A 16,575-nucleotide genomic window follows, 5' to 3' on the forward strand; every position below is an offset into this window, starting at 1 on the left:
TTCCTTATTATTCAACTGTTACAATATCATTCGGGTTTCAATAATGCAGCTGCTTCTTCATCAAGAAACAAGGTCGTATCCGAATGGTCTTGAAGAATTGATGCAGGCATCGACTCGGTTATGGGACCATTCACCATATCTCTAATGGCTGCAGCTTTTTTACTTCCGTACGCAATAAGCACTATTTTTTTGGCATCCATAATGGTCTGAATCCCCATGGTTACTGCCTTTTTGGGAACACTTTCCGCACTTTCAAAAAACCGTGCATTTCCATCAATGGTTTCTTTTGTCAATTCGGTCACATGCGTTCTCGTATCGAAAGGAGTTCCCGGCTCATTAAAACCTATGTGTCCATTTGTACCAATACCCAGTAATTGTAAATCAATTCCTCCTGTATTGGCAATTTTGGCCTCATAATCCTCACAAGTTTTATCGACATCCCCTGTCCCGCTAGGCACATTGGTTTGCCCCAAAGGGATGTTAAGCCCATTAAATAAAGAAGTGTTCATAAAATGCCTGTAACTCTGGGAATGAGAACCATCTAAACCGATGTATTCATCCAGATTAAAAGTAACCACTTCTGAATAATCGGTACCATTCTCTTGGTGGTCTTTAATCATGTTTTCATAGGTTTCCAAGGGAGAGCTTCCGGTGGCCAAACCCAATACAATGCTTGGTTTTGCCTTTACAGCATCAACAAACATTTGTGCAACAGCACGGTGTAAACTTTCCTTGTCTTGAAAAATCTGTATTTGCATAATTCAATAGTAATTAAATATAAATGGTTAATGAGATACTCAAATAAAGGTTAAATGACCATCAGTCGGTTTAAGAATTAAAAAAGAAATTAATCATTAATTGAGAATGGGTAAATTAAGCTTGAATCTTACGGCCACTAAGCGGATTATAATAATCAATGCAATAGAAACCAACAGATTTGTATTCCTAACGACACCAAAATAATCCAAAGAGAGATACAATACTGCCCCGGCCAAACAAGCTGAAGCATATACTTCTTTTCTAAATAGTATTGGAATTTCATTGGTCAGTGTATCCCTTATCACACCTCCCATAACGGCACTAAACATACCCATAATGGCTGCCACTTCCGGTCTAAAGCCCAAATTCAAACATTTTTCCACTCCCAGGATTGTAAAAAATGCTATCCCCAAAGTATCAAAGAGGAACAAAGTTTTCCTTAGTTTCGTCATGTGGTTAAAAAATAAAAAAGTTGTGATTAAGCCAGCAAAGATGGCATATAGAAAATTAACGTTTTCAATCCAAACCAAGGGGTAGGAATCGATAAGAATATCTCTCAAACTACCACCTCCAATGGCCGTGATAAAGCCCATAAACCCTACGCCAAAAAGATCTTGGTCTTTATTTTGAATTGCCAAAGCCCCTGAAATCGCAAAAAAGTAGGTTCCCACCAACTCTAAAGCATATTGCAAATCCATTATACCCATTATTTATTCTTGGCTTTTTTCTGAAAAACAAATACTCCCATGGCCCTTTTGTTATGAACCACAACCGATTTTGAAGGTTCAAGCAAACTAAGCAGATGCTCATTCATTATTTCCTTTATCAAGGGTTCCGTTAAAACAAATCGTACAGTTCCATCAGGGAGGTTTTGCACCAATTCTGAAGACTGACCCTCTAGGACAAAAGCACCTCCTGCATCTGTACACGTTCTCAACCAAAAGATCCCGCCTGGCTTTAACACACGCATATGCTCCCGAAATAGTTCAAGAAAATGAGCCTTATTTTTAGCAAAATGCAAAACAGCACTACTAAGTACCGCATCGAAAGCTTCAGAATGGAAAGGGATATCTTCCAAGTTGGCTACTTGAAACCTTAATGGGTCAAAACCTGGATCCATGGTTCTTCCTGAAACCCTGGCCATATTAATTGCTGATGAATTGCCATCCACCCCAACTATACGATATCCTTTCTGAATAAAATAATGTGTATTTCTTCCTTCTCCACAGCCAGCATCAAGGATCATCATTTCTTTGGTAAACCTTCCCTTTAGCAGTTGATCTAAAAGATAAAGGTCTATATTTCCTAGCAATTTATTTAGTTCATTTATCTCCATATTTATGCCTTAATTGCAGCAAATTTCACCGAAGTAAAACCTTTGTTTATTTCATTATGAAACTAAAAATAACAACTCTTAAAAAACAAAGGTCGTTCTTTTACTCGATAAAAGCTCATTCATTTGCGCCAAAGAAATAGAACTAAAAATTAAAAAATGACCACTGAGTTCAATTAAGACATAAAAGCCTCTACCTATACTTTACGCCTTGTCCTTCTAAATGAGAAAATAAGATAAACCCTGACTGGCAAACACGAAAGAGCGTAGCCAGAGCAACAAGAAATCATAATGTATAAAAGCGGATTTAAATAACTTCATATAACCCAGCCAATACTAGAACTCCACGATGACTCCGATAGTTGGCAAGACCGTACCGGCAGGATTTGCTACCTCTCGTATCAAATACCGGCTTGGGTCTTCAGGATCCACAATCAGTCTATCCTGATCATCACGATTGGGAACTAAATTTGCTTGCTGTTCGGCTTGAAAATTATACGCGTTTTGAATATCAAAATACCAATTGAGATTCCATTTACTGTAGTAATACTTTTTATCTACCCTCAGGTCTAACTGATGAAAACTTTTTAATCGCTCGCCATTTATCCTAGTAAAATCAAACCTTCCACTGTTGTACAAATCCCAATTGGAACGCAAAGAAGAGAATTCCAGATCATAAGGGGTGTAAGGAGTTCCACCCAAAAATCGCCAACGAGCTCCCAGTTCCCAATCTTTTTTAAATCGCTTTCCTGCTGTTAGGCTTACAATAAATCGATTGTCCCAAGAAGAAGGAAGGTATCCCGTATTTGGATTGGTAAACTCACTCCTCACAAGTGTAAGTGCCGCAATGCCATAAAAGCCCTTGTACAAACGCTGTTGGGCAAGAAGCTCCAAACCATAGGCCCGACCTTTGGCGTCAGAGGTAACGGGCTCGTTTCCTATCACGCCAAAATCAGCTCCAAGGTTTGCCAAGGCAATTCCATTTCTAATAGAACTGGGATAATTTGCATAACTTTTATAAAAGACTTCCGCAGAGAGTTTTCTGTTCTTTGCGGGAAATTGCCACTCAAAACCTGTGATATAATGTGTGCTCCGCATAAATTTCACATCATTTACCTGATTCTCAAATAACCCCTCATTATTTTGGAAGCCCAAAACGGTATAGGGTGGTTTTTGGTAGTAGATGCCTGCATTCGCATTCCAAAACAAATTGTCTTTTAATTGGTAACTGGTAGAAAACCTGGGACTAAGTTGGTTCAGGGGATTCTTAGCCGTTTCGCCAAAATCACTGCCATCCATACGAAGACCCAAATTCACTACCAACCGATCCTCAAAGTACTTTTTACTTCCCATCACAAAGGCTCCATAGCTATTGAATAGAGAGATGGATGAAACATCCCGGGGAAGCCCGTTTTGATCCGTAAATTTAGTGTCATAGTTTTCTATCAAATACCGACTAAATTCATAATTCACACCATATTGCAGGGTATATCCTTTTGAAAAAATACTGTTTTCTGCTCTAAATTTATTTTCGCTTTCCTGAGAGAGGTAATCGAATTGTAAATTGTCCTCACTGGATTCATCATTCCCCGAATACTTATAAGAACGATTGTTAAGCATATTTCGGCTTACAATAAAAGTCCAAAAGCCATTGTCTCTAAACTTCTTTAATTTAGCACCCATGGCATAGTTCCACTGGGTCGATATGGGCAAGTTGTCCAACAAGTAGAGCCTGTCGTCTCTTTCTTCTTCTGTTTCCTCATCTGGAACGTCAAAATTTAAGGCAAATTGATCGATGGCTCCAACCCCCAACACTGTCAATTCCGTTTTGTCATTAATTTTAGTTTTGGTTTTAAATGTAAAATCGTTAAAAGTAGGTAGGAAAGGTAGCCCAATCAATCTGAAAAGTCCTTGAAGATATGACCTTCTGGCAGAAAAAATATAGGTGGTTTTTTCTCCGATTGGCCCCTCATTGGAGAGGGTTACTTCACTGGCCCCTAAGGTGACCTGAGTGAGCATTTTGTCTCGTCTCCCATCTTTCAGTTGGAACTCGAAAAAAGAACTCAAAGCATTCATTCTATTGGCTGGGAAACCGCCACTTAGTACTTCAACATTTTGTATCAAATTGACATTCAAAATGCCCACCGGACCTCCCGAGGATCCTTGGGTAGCGAAGTGGTTGATTACGGGCACTTCTATTTCATCAATAAAAAATTTATTCTCATTGGGTGCCCCTCCCCGAATAATGATATCATTTCTAAAACTTGCAGAACTTGCCACACCCGGTAAGGATTGTATTACCCTACTTATGTCTCTATTGCCTCCGGGATAACGCTCAATCTCATTGGAATTGAGTTGGCGTGCAGATACGGGAGTTTCTTCCGTCCTGCTGAAGGTTGCATCGACCACCACCTCCTGAAGATTGGAAGCATCTTCTTCTAGTTCAAAGTCCAATTGAACAGCATTGGCTTTGGTAACCTGAACCTCAAATACAGTTTTTGATTTGAAGCCTACAAAAGAAGCCTTCACATTGTACAAGCCCGGCTCTAATCCACTAATGACATAATTCCCCTCCAAGTCTGAAACTGCCCCAACCTCTAGGCCTTGCACAATAATATTGGCAAAGGGTATGGGATCATTATTGATCGGGTTAAGGACTTTTCCCTGTATCACCCCTTCCTGTGCATATAATGTGAGGAAAGTAAAAAACAATAAAGTTGACAATAAAAACTTCTTCATAGCAAGGGAGTATATTAGCCGTCGAACGCGCTTTTGGTGATTTTTTTTAACTTAAATGTTAATTCGAAAGATTTTTGGTTTTCCAAAGCCGCCACCAAGGAGCATTGGGAAACTCATGATGTTCAAAATGATACCCAAAAAAATAACAGGACATAAATGCCCATAAATGGTTTTTTTTCAATGTTCCTGAATGATGTTTATTGAAATGCTTTCCTCTGTGCGGAAGGAAGGTGCCAAAATAAAACAATTGAAAGGTAGACAGAATAGCAGGCAACATCCAAAACAATATCAAATTCGGTACAGGAAAAATGAATTGCAATAGATTAAATGTTATTGCCATTAAAAGAAACTGCCAAATGGTAAGGTAATTCAAAATAAAGCTTAGGTACCAAACAATAAAATTATCTGAAGTATTGAAATCAGGATCTTCCTCAGTTGCCACATGTTGATGATGCTTGTGATGGTTGGGAAATAACCTCCAATAAAAATTAAAAGAGAACAAAATGGCAGCTAACCATCCTATAAAATGGTTTAATTTTTTATGCTTCGAAACTACCCCATGCATGGCATCATGTGCCGTAATAAAAAGGCCCGTATAAAGGTGGGTTTGCACCAAGATACCTAAATACAAAATTGGACTAAAATAATTAACTGGAAAATGCAACAAAAAAATCAAAGACGTTGCCCAAAGCGATATGATCAAAAAAGCGATGAGCACACCTTTTGGATCAATGGAGGTCGACAACTGTCTTTTTGTAGAGTTATTCATTGGAGCTCCTAAGGTTTTTAAGGTCAAAAAATCAAAATGTCTTGATGGTTTCCTCCACCTTTTCCATCAGCCACATCGGAGTGGATGTGGCTCCACAAATCCCTACACTCTGCCCCTCTTTAAACCATTTGGGATCCACCTCTTCAGGACAAGAAACAAAATAAGTTTGAGGATTTTTTTCTTTACAAACATTGAACAGCACCTTTCCATTAGAAGATTTAGTACCGCTTACGAAAACGATATGATCGAATTGAGCCGCAAAGCCTCTTAGTTCCTTGTCACGGTTAGAAACTTGACGACAAATGGTGTCATTTGTATTGATGGTAATCCCATTGTCCGTCAAAATTTTATTGATTTCGTAAAATTTGTCTGTACTCTTGGTCGTCTGACTGTAGAGGGTTATGTTTTTAGGAATATTTTTTAGGTCCAATTCATTGATATCTTGGAAAATGATCGCCTTATTTCTGGTTTGTCCCAAGAGTCCGATCACCTCAGCATGGCCATGCTTTCCATAAATGTAAATGTTTTCATCCTTGTCAAAGGAATTTTTAATCCTATTTTGAAGCTTTAAAACCACCGGGCAACTGGCATCAACCAAGGTAAGATTATTTTTAATGGCCAATTCATAGGTGGCAGGAGGCTCTCCATGAGCCCTAATCAAAACCTTTTCGTTGGTTAAACCTTTTAACTCTTCATGATTGATGATAATTAGTCCTTTCTTTGTTAACCTTTTTACCTCCTCATCATTGTGTACAATGTCTCCCAAGCAGTAAAGATGCCCTTCTTCATTTAAAATGTCTTCTGCCATTTCTATGGCGTAAACCACACCAAAGCAAAAGCCTGAAAATTGATCAATATGTACATCGAGTTTTAACATATATAATAAACCGACTACTTATCCAAATGTTTGTCAATATGCCTATTTAATTTTATAATTTAGGTGAACTAAATCCCAATCCATTAACGCTTTAAGCTACAAAAACAGTTCCTTGAAAATTAGATTAAGAAATGCTTGCCTAGTTTAGGAAATCACTTTATTAACTTCTTAATTCCAGCCCACCTTATAACCAAAGTAGGTACTTATTAGAAGGGCAAATTTCCGGGCATTGGGAATCCTAATTCTCCTTTGGGTAATTGTTTCCGGAGACAAAGATTTAATTTTATAAAATAACTTCAAATAATAGAGATAAGCAATTTTTACTCCTAATTTGGCGCCTCTCGGAAGTTGGTTAATCCCCACCAATGCTTCTTCAAAGTCATGTTCAATATCGGACTCAATTTCCGATTTTACAGTATGGTCAAAAGTTTTGAAATCTACACCCGGAAAATATACCCTACCCCTGTCTTCAAAATCACTTTTTAAATCACGCAAAAAATTGACTTTTTGAAATGCAGAACCTAGTTTACAGGCTGCATACTTCAAATGCTCATATTTTTCTTTGTCTCCATCACAGAAGACCCGCAAACACATTAATCCAACTACTTCAGCAGAGCCATAAATGTATTCTTTGTACTTCGAATCATTGTAGGTAGCAAAATCCAAATCCATTGCCATGCTTTTAAGAAAAGCTTCTATGAGTTCCGTTTCAATATGGTATTTGTTCACAATAAGTTGGAATCCATGTAGCACCGGATTCATACTTATTCCCTCCTCTATTGCTTTATAAGTATCTTTTCTGAAATTTTCCAGCAACTCCTTTTTGTCTTTGTCATGAAATGTATCAACGATTTCATCTGCAAATCTCACAAATCCATAAATCCCATAAATAGGTTTGTGAAGCTCTTTACACAAGGTTTTAATTCCTAATGTAAATGAGGTACTGTAGCGCTGTGTAATTAATTTGCTACAGTCCAAGGCCGTATCGTCAAAAAGTTGCTTCGAATCCATCATAACATTTTCATTGATTGAAAATTTTAATTTTTAAAACACTTTAAAATCTCCTTAGCTACAACCTCACCTGAGATCAAAGATGGAGGGACTCCAGGCCCTGGAACAGTTAACTGTCCTGTATAATATAAGTTAGATAATTTTTTATTCCTAAGGGTTGGCTTTAAAATCGCCGTTTGTTTTAAAGTATTGGCTAAACCATAAGCATTTCCCTTGAAAGCAAAATAATCTTTTTTGAAATCACTGTGCGCATAGGAACGATTGTATACAATATGCGATCTAATTTCCTGACCTGTAATCATTTCCAGTCTATCCATGACTTTTTCAAAGTATTCATCCCTCAACGTTTGATTGTCATTTAGATCAGGGGCCAAGGGAATCAATACAAAGAGATTTTCCATTCCTTCCGGAGCTACTGAAGAATCTGTTACAGAAGGGGCAGAAACATAAAATAGGGGTTTTTCCGGCCATCTCGGATTGGTGTAGATAGCATCTGCATGTGGTTCCAAAGGCTCATCAAAAAACAGATTGTGGTGTTGCAAATTCTTTAAACGCTTGTCAACCCCTAGATAAAACAATAGGGAAGAAGGTGCCAATACCCTGCTATCCCAATATTTATCGCTGTAATTACTATACTCCGGGGCTAATAGGTTCTTATCCACATGATGATAATCAGCACTTGCCACCAGGACATCAAATGAAATTTCTTCTCCGGTAGCCAATTTTACGGTTTTTGCAGCACCACTGTGCGCTGTTATTGCTACTACTTCTGCTTTGTTTCTAAAAACTACCCCCTTATCTTTGGCCAGAGCAACCATTCCTTCAATGATTTTATGCATACCTCCCATAGGATACCAAGTACCTAAGACAATGTCTGCATAATTCATTAGGCTATACAATGCAGGAATTTTCTGCGCTGTTTCTCCAAGAAACAACACAGGAAACTCCATCAGTCTAATTATTTTCTCATTGCTGAAATACTTTCGAAGGTGTTTGGACATGGATTGAAAAATGTCCATTTTCAACACATCTCTAAACAACCTGAAATCCAAAAACTCCATCAGTGAAAGACTAGGCCTTTTGACCAAATCACTAATACCTCTTTGGTATTTGAAAGCTGCTTGTTCCAAAAAAGCATCTAATCTTTTTGATACTCCCGGCTCTAGTTTCTCTAGCTCAGTTTTAAATTCATCCAGTTTTGCAGGAACGTTAATGGTTTCTCCTTTGCCAAAAATAACAGCATAGGAAGGATCTAATCTGATCAAATCATAATAATCAGCGGCCTTTTTACCAAAATTGCTGAAATAATTTTCAAAGACATCCGGCATCCAATACCAACTTGGCCCCATATCAAATGTAAAGCCCTTGGCTTTGAATTTTCTGGCCCTACCGCCCAGAACCTCATTTTTTTCCAGCACGGTTACCCTATGTCCTGCTGCTGCCAGATGGGTGGCTGTAGATAGTCCGGAAAAACCGGAGCCGATTACAACAATCTCTTTTGGTCTCATTTAATTAGTTAACGGTGGTATAAACCTTAAGATCGTCTTTTAATAGCTTCCTTGCAATATGTATCCTATTTTTTACTGTACCAATTGGAATATTTAATTTTATGGCTATTTCATGGTACTTAAAACCTCTATAATGCATTAGGAAGGGAGTTCTATACACCTCATCCAATTGATTGATAGCTTTGGTAATGTCATTCATTGCAAAATCCCCATAAACATCATTTTCAATAATGGTTGCACCGGAATTGATAAAGTGAAGATTTTCGGTAGTATCCACAAAGGTTCCTCTCCTCACCATTCTTTGGTAATTGGTGATAAAGGTATTTTTCATAATGGTATACAACCAAGCTTTTAAATTGGTCCCGTCGGTAAACTTATCCTTGTTGGTAAAGGCTTTCACCATTGTATCCTGTAGCAAATCATTTGCATCATCCATATCCCTTGTCAATTTTAAAGCAAATGGCTTTAAGGAAGGACTGAGCTTTGTAAGCGAATAACTAAAATCTAAAGTTGTCATGGATCCTGTGTTTTGTTTAATCAAACTTACACATTGTTAAACATCATACCAAATATTTTGTGTAATTTTTTTATTTTTTTGTTAAACAAAATTATTAACTAGCTCAATTATAAACAATAAAACCCCTTTCTGAACTAGCAGAAAGGGGTTTTAAAAGCTTTTAACCATGAAAAGCTATATTTTTTTTTGTTTAATCTTTAAAATTAAAATTAAACAAAATGTGATTTATGACCAAGCTTTATTCAAAAATCGCAGCCAATTTTTATGCATTACCTTCTCAATATCTTCTTCTGTATAACCTCTTTTCAGTAACATTCCCGGAATTCTTGCGATATCAGCAATCGTTTCGAGGTCATAAGGACTTTGTTCTCTACCATAAGCACCGTCTAAATCTGTGCCTATTCCAATATGATTGGCATTGCCGGCAATTTGACAGATATGATCCATATGATCCACCACTTTCTCCAGATCGCAATCCATCTCCTTGGGCAAGGACTTCCCTCTAATCCAACCAGGAACCATCATCCAAGCATCTAGAGCACCCCCTATAACTGCCCCTCTATCTATAAGTGCTTTGATCATATCGTCGCTAAACTGCCTATTGTGGTCAACCAGCGCCCTGCAATTATTGTGACTAGCCCAAACGGGACCATTGAAATGATCCAATGCCTCCCAAAAACAAACATCACATAAATGGGTCGCGTCCAAAATAATATTTAGCCGCTCCATTTCTTTGAGCAAGGCCCTGCCATTTTCCCCAAGAGGACCGGAAGCATCGGTACCTTGCGCATACCTACCCGGCCCGTAATGTGCCGGCCCCAGAGCTCTCAATCCATTTTCATAGGCTTTTTCTAGATAGCTTAGTTCTACAATCGAATCGGCTCCTTCCAGGGAAAGAATGTAACCAACCGGTTTTTTATCATTCGGTTCTCCATTCATCCATAATTGGACATGCGCATTCAATTGCTTCTTATTTCTGATTTGAACCATCTCCCCTTTGGCCTCCATGGCCTGATACCAAGCCAGCTGCCCTTGGGTTTGAGCCCAGGCTTGCTCGGGACTGTTCCATCCCGGGAGCGGGTTGTCCGGCGCCACATACCTAGCAATTTGTGTTGCCACTACCAGACCAATATCTCCCTTTCTTAAGGTAGGCAAAGATACAGTAGCATTCCCACGGTCTGTTTTATCGGTCATCCCTTTTTCTCGGGTATTTATGGCTTCCACGGGCTGCGTAAGATCCCTGTTCCATTCAAGGGCATTCATACTTAAATCCAAATGGGCATCTATAGTAAACATCTTAATTTTTGATTTAATGTGGTAATTGAATTCACTTAAAAAGTAATTCTTCTGTCTCTGGCAAGGGTCTTCCAGCTTGCCACTTGTTCACCATCCTGAATAACCAGTGCTTCTTGATAAGAAGCAACTGTGGGACAGATGTGAATTGGAACAGCATATAAAACATCTCCTATTTTATAAGTATGTCCTTCTTTGGCTTCCAAGACCAAGTGTTCTTCACTATGACTTACCGGCTCCAAGTCCGAGGCATTTAGAAATTTCACCCTGTTATCTAAAGGGTTTTCGGAAGCAATTGATTTATAACCTAGGTCCACACAGATGTAGTTCGAAGTAGGCAAAGACACCACCCTACACAACAGCAACGCCGCATATAAGTATGATTGTTCTGGAAGTCCACTTGCATAACCTTCATCCCAATAAATAAATGTACCGGGCGCGCAAGTAACCCTTTCCCTTTTGGAATGAAAAGGGAAGGTGGTTGACCCTCCGGCAATAACATCTAAAGTGACTTGGTGTTTTTTCTCCAGTTTTTCTCGCATTTGGGCAATTGGAGCGAAGCCCGCATCACATGCTTCTTCCCTTATTTTAAGGTTCGGATCTCGTAAATGACCATCATACAAGTGAAACCCCACTGCCTGTATGCCTTTCATAGCTACCAGCGCTTCAAACAATTCCTCAGCAGCTGCTCCGGGAGCAATACCTGTTCTATTTGTCCCAGCATTCAGATCAATATAAACACCAATCGTTTGACCGGCTTCCAATGCTTTTTCATTCAAGGCTTTGGCCGCGTCCACATGGTCAATTAAACACTGAAACTTAACCTCCGGAAACCTGTCAATCAAAGTCAAAAATCGATCAATTTTAGGACCAACCGGCTGATAAGCCATTAATATATCCTTTGCTCCAACAGTAGCAAGCAATTCAATTTCAGCAATTGTCGCCCCTTTAAAGGCTTTAATTCCTGCATCCATCATAAGCTGGCAGGCCTCGGCAGATTTATTGGTCTTTATATGGGGCCTAAGCCGATCAGCCGTCCCTACCTCTTGGATAACCTTCTCAATGTTTTTTTTGGCCCTATCCAAATACACCAGCAAAGCCGGACTATCTATTTTTTCGGGATGGTTTAATTCAAACCAATTGTCATGCATATTGTTTCTATTCATTTAATTCAAATGTGGCCTCAATCTCTACGGATATATTTCCCGGTAAGGAGCCAAACCCTACCGCACTTCTAGAACCAAGACCATTGTCCTCTCCCCAAACATCGGCAAACAATTCGCTACATCCATTGATAACAAAAGGATGCTCTTCAAAATCCAGCGCACAGTTTACCATCCCCAATACTTTGACTACCCTTTTGATCTTATTAAGGCTTCCCAACTGGGTTTGAAGTGTTGACAACATGGTCAAGCCTACTTGACGTGCAGCTTCTTTTCCTTGCTCTTTGTCCAAGTCTATACCTATTTTCCCTCTGATCATGTCACCATTTGGTAAAACCGGACCATGTCCTGAAAGGAACAAAAGATTACCGGTGATAACAATAGGACGATATACACCACCTGGAGGTGGTGCAGGAGGCAATACTAAACCCAACTCTTTTACTTTTGCTTCTGCAGACATATTTTTTTTGTTTATGTTATATAAATAAATCCAAAATCAGCACCCCTAAAAGCCCCAAAATGGACAATACTGTTTCCAGCATGGTCCATGAGAGAAAGGTTTGCTTTATACTTAAATTAAAATATTCTTTCACCAACCAAAAACCCCCATCGTTGACATGAGAAAAAACCAAACTCCCGCTACCAATGGCCAATACCATAAGGTTAGGATCTCCTACTCCTGAAGCAACCAAGGGTGCAATTATACCAGCTGCTGTAAGTGCAGCCACAGTAGCCGATCCTACGGAAATTCTGATTACTGCAGCAATCAGCCAGCCCAGTAAAAGAGGGTTGATGGACAATTGCTGCAATGAAGCCCCAATCTCTCCACTCACCCCACTGTCTACCAACACTTCCTTATAAGCTCCTGCCCCTGCAATGATCAAAAGTATCAGTGCAATATCTTTTACCGCTGAAGCATAACCACTCATAATATCCGCCACTTTAATCTTCTTGAATACACCAAGACTAAAGGTTGCCCAAGTCAAAGAAATCAACATGACAATATTAGGATCTCCAATAAACATCACAAACCCATACGCAGGGCTATCTTTGTCCATTTCCAAGCTTACCAAAGACAATACTATTAGAAGGAAAACCGGAAGTAAAGCGGTAAAAAGGCTATTTGCTAAGCCCGGTAACTCGCTTTCTTCCTTCGGCTTAACATTAAATACATCCAATGGAGTGACCTGCATTTTGCGCAAATAGGGGAGCTTTCCCAACAAAGGCCCACCCAAAATAATCACCGGAATCCCAATAATAAACCCATAGATCAGTGTAGTCCCCATATTGGCCCCAAACTGGGCGACTAACGCTACCGGAGCCGGATGCGGAGGAAGAAGACCATGGGTGATAGACAAGGCAGCAAGCATTGGCATGCCCAAAATCATTACAGGGACTTTATATTGGTAAGCTACCGCAAAGACCAATGGCACCAACAGCACAAAGCCCACATTGAAAAACAATGGAATGCCCACAATAAATGCGGTAAGCCCTATGGCCCAATGGACTTGTTTTTGACCAAAACTGTTCATTAGAAATTGGGCAATTCGCTGAGCGGCCCCACTATCTGCCACGATTTTACCAAGCATGGCTCCCAGAACAATTACAATCACCAATGCTCCCATCAGGTTTCCTATTCCCCTCTGAACAGCAGTTGAAATCTCATCTAGAGGTATTCCTAACAATAGACCCGCTAGGATAGAGGTAATTAGGAATGCTATAAATGGCTCAACTTTGATCCAAACAATCAGTGCAACCAAGAACAAAATACTTGAGGCGACAATTACAAAAGTCATAGTGGTTTTTAAACTAAGCCAAAAATTACAGCATATTCTGCTAAATGCCTATTTCGCTATAAAAAACTTCCATAATTAATTTGACATTTAGCTAGAATGGATGAAGTAACTGTTTTTTGCTTTTGAGCAAACCTATGAAACCTAGGCAGGGACCAATGGCCAAAACTAGAAATATCGCATTGGAGTCAGTAAACGCCATCATTCCAGTGACCAATTGTATGCTAATGATAGATATGGTATATCCTATACTATTCACTAATGTAAGCGCCGTACCTTTGATATCCGCCGGCGCATGCTGTGCCACTAAGGTAGACAGTAATGGAGAATCTGCTATGACCACTATTCCCCAGAAAAAAAGAAAACCAACAAACAGTAATTCATTATTGCTGGAAAGGAATACGGGAGAAAAAAGACAACAAAGGCCTGATAATAGCAAAAAGAAAAAAGCTAAATTTTTAACTCCAATACTCGAAGCAAGAAAACCACTAAATACACAGGCCAAACCTCCTACACCAATGATCAGAAAGGAAAGCATCGGCACATTATAAGTCGAACCCAGATGTTCCGCATTAAATTTCAATAAAATCACAGGCACAAAAGCCCAAAAGGTATAGAGTTCCCACATATGACCGAAATACCCAAAGGCTACGGAGCGAAACTTTCTGTTTTCAAAAATTTTTATAAAAGCAGTGATTTTCGCAGGTTGACCGGCTTTGCGAAAAGGGCCATTCGGCACCAAAACCAACATCAATAAGCCACCCAAAAGGCTCAACCCGGAAGTGGCCACCAATACAGCTTTCCATGGGTAGGCGCCATTCATTTCTTTTAACAAATGCGGAAAAGCCGTTCCCATTACCAGTGCTCCTACCAAAAACCCAAGCGACTTTCCCAATCCTTTTTCATAGTAATCAGCCGCTATTTTCATCCCTACGGGATAAATTCCTGCAAGAAAAAAGCCCGTGAAAAATCGCAAAAAAATCAAACTCAGCAATTCATTGCCATCCCAAGTCACGCCTAAGTTGAACAAAGCTCCTATCAAGGCACTGAAAAAAAACACTTTCGAAGGAGAAAATCTATCCGAAATCGTTAAGAGTGCAAAAACCAAGGTACCTATAATGAAACCAAACTGTACGGCTGAAGTCAAATGCCCTAAAGCACTTGGTTTCAAGTCAAAATTGGAGACAAGATCATTGATCACACCATTTCCTGCAAACCAAAGTGAGGTACAGCAAAACTGAGAAAATACGATTACTGGAAGGATTAATTTAGCGTGTTTCAAATGCTGTTTATCAATGGATCCTTGGATGGCTTTATGGAAACATTTTACCTTGACACCAAATCCACTCCTTCTCTAACTTCTACAGCCCAGGTTTCAAGTTTCTTCAAAAGCCGATTACTTAAGTCCGGCTCTTTGGAATGCAAGTCATTCCGCTCTTGTAAATCCTCAGACAAGTTAAAAAGTTCAATTTTCTCACCTGTTTTATCTTCAATTACCACCAACTTCCAATCTCCACTTCTAATAAAACTTTTATTGCCATAAGCAAAGAAAACATCTCTTTCGGGTAGTTTTTTCTGTTCCAGTAGGTTCTCCTTAATACTAATCCCATCTATGGATGAACTGGGTTCTTTTCCTATAAAATCCAACAAAGTAGGTAGCAGATCCATGGAAAGGATCGTTTGATCATTGACTCCACCTCCTTCAATCTCTTTAGGGAAACTGAAGATCGCAGGAACCCTACTTCCACCATCATAAGCACCGCCCTTAAACCCCCTCAACCCTCCATTGTTTCCATAATGATTGGCCCCATTGTCAGAAATAAATACGATAATGGTGTTTTCATACTGTCCGGTTTCTTTTAGGGATTGAATTATTTTCCCAACACCTTCATCCATCACCTCCACCATTTCTTTATAAATAGACGCTATACTGTCTTGAATTACCTCTTGGGTACCTGCTGTTCCAACCTCTCTCAAAACTTTATCAATACGCCTTTGGTAAGGGGAGTGGGGTGCTTCATGTGGCAGGTAAAGAAAAAAAGGGCTTCCTCCCTCGTCCGGATTGTTATCTTGGATATACTTTACCGCATATTCAGAAATTAGATCCGTGGTATAGCCTTCTTCATTTTCAATTTCAGCACCTTCCCACCAGTCAAGATACCCTTCCTGGTCAATGTGCCCATGATAATCAACATTTCCACTAACAAACCCGACAAATTCATCAAATCCTTGAAGTGTAGGGTTGAAAGCTTTGTCATACCCTAAGTGCCATTTACCAAACATGCCTGTATTGTAACCATGCTGTTTCAACTCCTCTGCCAAAGTAACTTCATTTAAAGAAAGTCCTACCTCCCTATGACTTTTGGCCGTTACCACCCCTTCCACTCCCGTCCGCTGCTGGTACTTCCCAGTCATTAAGGCTGCTCGAGTGGGACTACAAACCGAGCCATTGGAATGATAATCCGTAAACAAAATCCCATTGGAGGCCAACAAATCGAAATTTGGCGTATGAATGAACTCATTCCCATAACAGGAGATGTCTCCATAACCTAAATCATCGGCCATTATTAACAGGATATTTGGCTGCATTGGCAAATTCTCTTTATCACCACTACATGATACCATCCAAGCACTTACCAACAAAAGGAATAGGTTATTTTTCATCTTATAAAGGTATGTTAAATTTGAGCAATTAAGGTTTGCCGAAAAAGGGGATATATGATCGGACCCCAAAAGAATTGTCCTTGAATAAAAATCCAACGCTAACCGGAACACCGACCAATGGACCAATCTTCAATACCCTAGCTAAGTTA

Annotated in this window: 15 protein-coding genes; all 15 read right to left on the reverse strand. The window is 39.4% G+C overall.

The window, feature by feature from the left end; translation table 11 throughout:
* Nucleotides 1-26: 26 nt before the first annotated feature.
* Nucleotides 27-758, reverse strand: a complete 732-nt coding sequence (gene nagB, locus ACYVHJ_RS14065; RefSeq protein ID WP_339900924.1) for a glucosamine-6-phosphate deaminase — start codon at nucleotides 756-758, stop codon at nucleotides 27-29.
* Between the two features lie 96 nt (nucleotides 759-854).
* Nucleotides 855-1,457 carry a trimeric intracellular cation channel family protein gene (locus ACYVHJ_RS14070; protein WP_014019352.1) on the reverse strand — a complete coding sequence of 201 codons (603 nt, stop codon included), beginning with the start codon at nucleotides 1,455-1,457 and terminating at the stop codon, nucleotides 855-857.
* 8 nt (nucleotides 1,458-1,465) lie between these two features.
* Entirely contained in the window at nucleotides 1,466-2,095 is a 630-nt protein-coding gene (locus ACYVHJ_RS14075; protein WP_339900922.1) for a class I SAM-dependent methyltransferase, read from the reverse strand.
* Between the two features lie 333 nt (nucleotides 2,096-2,428).
* On the reverse strand, nucleotides 2,429-4,831 hold the full coding sequence (locus ACYVHJ_RS14080) for a TonB-dependent receptor (RefSeq protein WP_460515781.1): 2,403 nt from the start codon (nucleotides 4,829-4,831) through the stop codon (nucleotides 2,429-2,431).
* A 58-nt stretch (nucleotides 4,832-4,889) separates the two neighbouring features.
* A complete protein-coding gene (locus tag ACYVHJ_RS14085; RefSeq protein WP_460515783.1) occupies nucleotides 4,890-5,600 on the reverse strand; it encodes a fatty acid desaturase in 711 nt (236 codons plus the stop codon).
* A gap of 31 nt (nucleotides 5,601-5,631) precedes the next feature.
* The gene (locus ACYVHJ_RS14090; RefSeq protein WP_460515785.1) at nucleotides 5,632-6,477 is read right to left on the reverse strand and encodes a 4-hydroxy-3-methylbut-2-enyl diphosphate reductase; all 846 of its coding nucleotides are present in this window, start codon (nucleotides 6,475-6,477) and stop codon (nucleotides 5,632-5,634) included.
* A gap of 168 nt (nucleotides 6,478-6,645) precedes the next feature.
* Nucleotides 6,646-7,488 (reverse strand): phytoene/squalene synthase family protein, encoded by an 843-nt coding sequence (locus tag ACYVHJ_RS14095; protein ID WP_460515990.1) that lies wholly within the window; start codon nucleotides 7,486-7,488, stop codon nucleotides 6,646-6,648.
* Between the two features lie 26 nt (nucleotides 7,489-7,514).
* Nucleotides 7,515-8,996 carry a phytoene desaturase family protein gene (locus tag ACYVHJ_RS14100; protein ID WP_460515787.1) on the reverse strand — a complete coding sequence of 494 codons (1,482 nt, stop codon included), beginning with the start codon at nucleotides 8,994-8,996 and terminating at the stop codon, nucleotides 7,515-7,517.
* Between the two features lie 4 nt (nucleotides 8,997-9,000).
* The gene (locus tag ACYVHJ_RS14105) at nucleotides 9,001-9,513 is read right to left on the reverse strand and encodes an RNA polymerase sigma factor (RefSeq protein WP_339900913.1); all 513 of its coding nucleotides are present in this window, start codon (nucleotides 9,511-9,513) and stop codon (nucleotides 9,001-9,003) included.
* 225 nt (nucleotides 9,514-9,738) lie between these two features.
* A complete protein-coding gene (locus tag ACYVHJ_RS14110) occupies nucleotides 9,739-10,809 on the reverse strand; it encodes a dipeptidase (RefSeq protein WP_460515790.1) in 1,071 nt (356 codons plus the stop codon).
* Between the two features lie 35 nt (nucleotides 10,810-10,844).
* Nucleotides 10,845-11,972, reverse strand: coding sequence for a D-TA family PLP-dependent enzyme (locus ACYVHJ_RS14115; protein WP_339900908.1), 1,128 nt, complete (start codon nucleotides 11,970-11,972; stop codon nucleotides 10,845-10,847).
* Nucleotides 11,965-12,429, reverse strand: a complete 465-nt coding sequence (locus ACYVHJ_RS14120; RefSeq protein ID WP_303615051.1) for a RidA family protein — start codon at nucleotides 12,427-12,429, stop codon at nucleotides 11,965-11,967. Before ACYVHJ_RS14120 ends, ACYVHJ_RS14115 begins: the two co-directional genes overlap by 8 nt.
* Before the next feature lie 16 nt (nucleotides 12,430-12,445).
* Nucleotides 12,446-13,765, reverse strand: coding sequence for a GntP family permease (locus ACYVHJ_RS14125; RefSeq protein WP_460515792.1), 1,320 nt, complete (start codon nucleotides 13,763-13,765; stop codon nucleotides 12,446-12,448).
* 91 nt (nucleotides 13,766-13,856) lie between these two features.
* Entirely contained in the window at nucleotides 13,857-15,044 is a 1,188-nt protein-coding gene (locus ACYVHJ_RS14130) for an MFS transporter (RefSeq protein ID WP_460515794.1), read from the reverse strand.
* 44 nt (nucleotides 15,045-15,088) lie between these two features.
* Entirely contained in the window at nucleotides 15,089-16,426 is a 1,338-nt protein-coding gene (locus ACYVHJ_RS14135; RefSeq protein ID WP_460515796.1) for a sulfatase family protein, read from the reverse strand.
* Nucleotides 16,427-16,575: the final 149 nt, after the last annotated feature.

The organism is Cyclobacterium sediminis, assembly GCF_054781075.1.

What these genes read in the sequence shown, in the direction of transcription:
- nagB (WP_339900924.1), bottom strand. Translation starts at nt 758, where the DNA reads ATGCAAATACAGATTTTTCAAGACAAGGAAAGTTTACACCGTGCTGTT.
- ACYVHJ_RS14070 (WP_014019352.1), bottom strand. Translation starts at nt 1,457, where the DNA reads ATGGATTTGCAATATGCTTTAGAGTTGGTGGGAACCTACTTTTTTGCG.
- ACYVHJ_RS14075 (WP_339900922.1), bottom strand. Translation starts at nt 2,095, where the DNA reads ATGGAGATAAATGAACTAAATAAATTGCTAGGAAATATAGACCTTTAT.
- ACYVHJ_RS14080 (WP_460515781.1), bottom strand. Translation starts at nt 4,831, where the DNA reads ATGAAGAAGTTTTTATTGTCAACTTTATTGTTTTTTACTTTCCTCACA.
- ACYVHJ_RS14085 (WP_460515783.1), bottom strand. Translation starts at nt 5,600, where the DNA reads ATGAATAACTCTACAAAAAGACAGTTGTCGACCTCCATTGATCCAAAA.
- ACYVHJ_RS14090 (WP_460515785.1), bottom strand. Translation starts at nt 6,477, where the DNA reads ATGTTAAAACTCGATGTACATATTGATCAATTTTCAGGCTTTTGCTTT.
- ACYVHJ_RS14095 (WP_460515990.1), bottom strand. Translation starts at nt 7,488, where the DNA reads ATGGATTCGAAGCAACTTTTTGACGATACGGCCTTGGACTGTAGCAAA.
- ACYVHJ_RS14100 (WP_460515787.1), bottom strand. Translation starts at nt 8,996, where the DNA reads ATGAGACCAAAAGAGATTGTTGTAATCGGCTCCGGTTTTTCCGGACTA.
- ACYVHJ_RS14105 (WP_339900913.1), bottom strand. Translation starts at nt 9,513, where the DNA reads ATGACAACTTTAGATTTTAGTTATTCGCTTACAAAGCTCAGTCCTTCC.
- ACYVHJ_RS14110 (WP_460515790.1), bottom strand. Translation starts at nt 10,809, where the DNA reads ATGTTTACTATAGATGCCCATTTGGATTTAAGTATGAATGCCCTTGAA.
- ACYVHJ_RS14115 (WP_339900908.1), bottom strand. Translation starts at nt 11,972, where the DNA reads ATGAATAGAAACAATATGCATGACAATTGGTTTGAATTAAACCATCCC.
- ACYVHJ_RS14120 (WP_303615051.1), bottom strand. Translation starts at nt 12,429, where the DNA reads ATGTCTGCAGAAGCAAAAGTAAAAGAGTTGGGTTTAGTATTGCCTCCT.
- ACYVHJ_RS14125 (WP_460515792.1), bottom strand. Translation starts at nt 13,765, where the DNA reads ATGACTTTTGTAATTGTCGCCTCAAGTATTTTGTTCTTGGTTGCACTG.
- ACYVHJ_RS14135 (WP_460515796.1), bottom strand. Translation starts at nt 16,426, where the DNA reads ATGAAAAATAACCTATTCCTTTTGTTGGTAAGTGCTTGGATGGTATCA.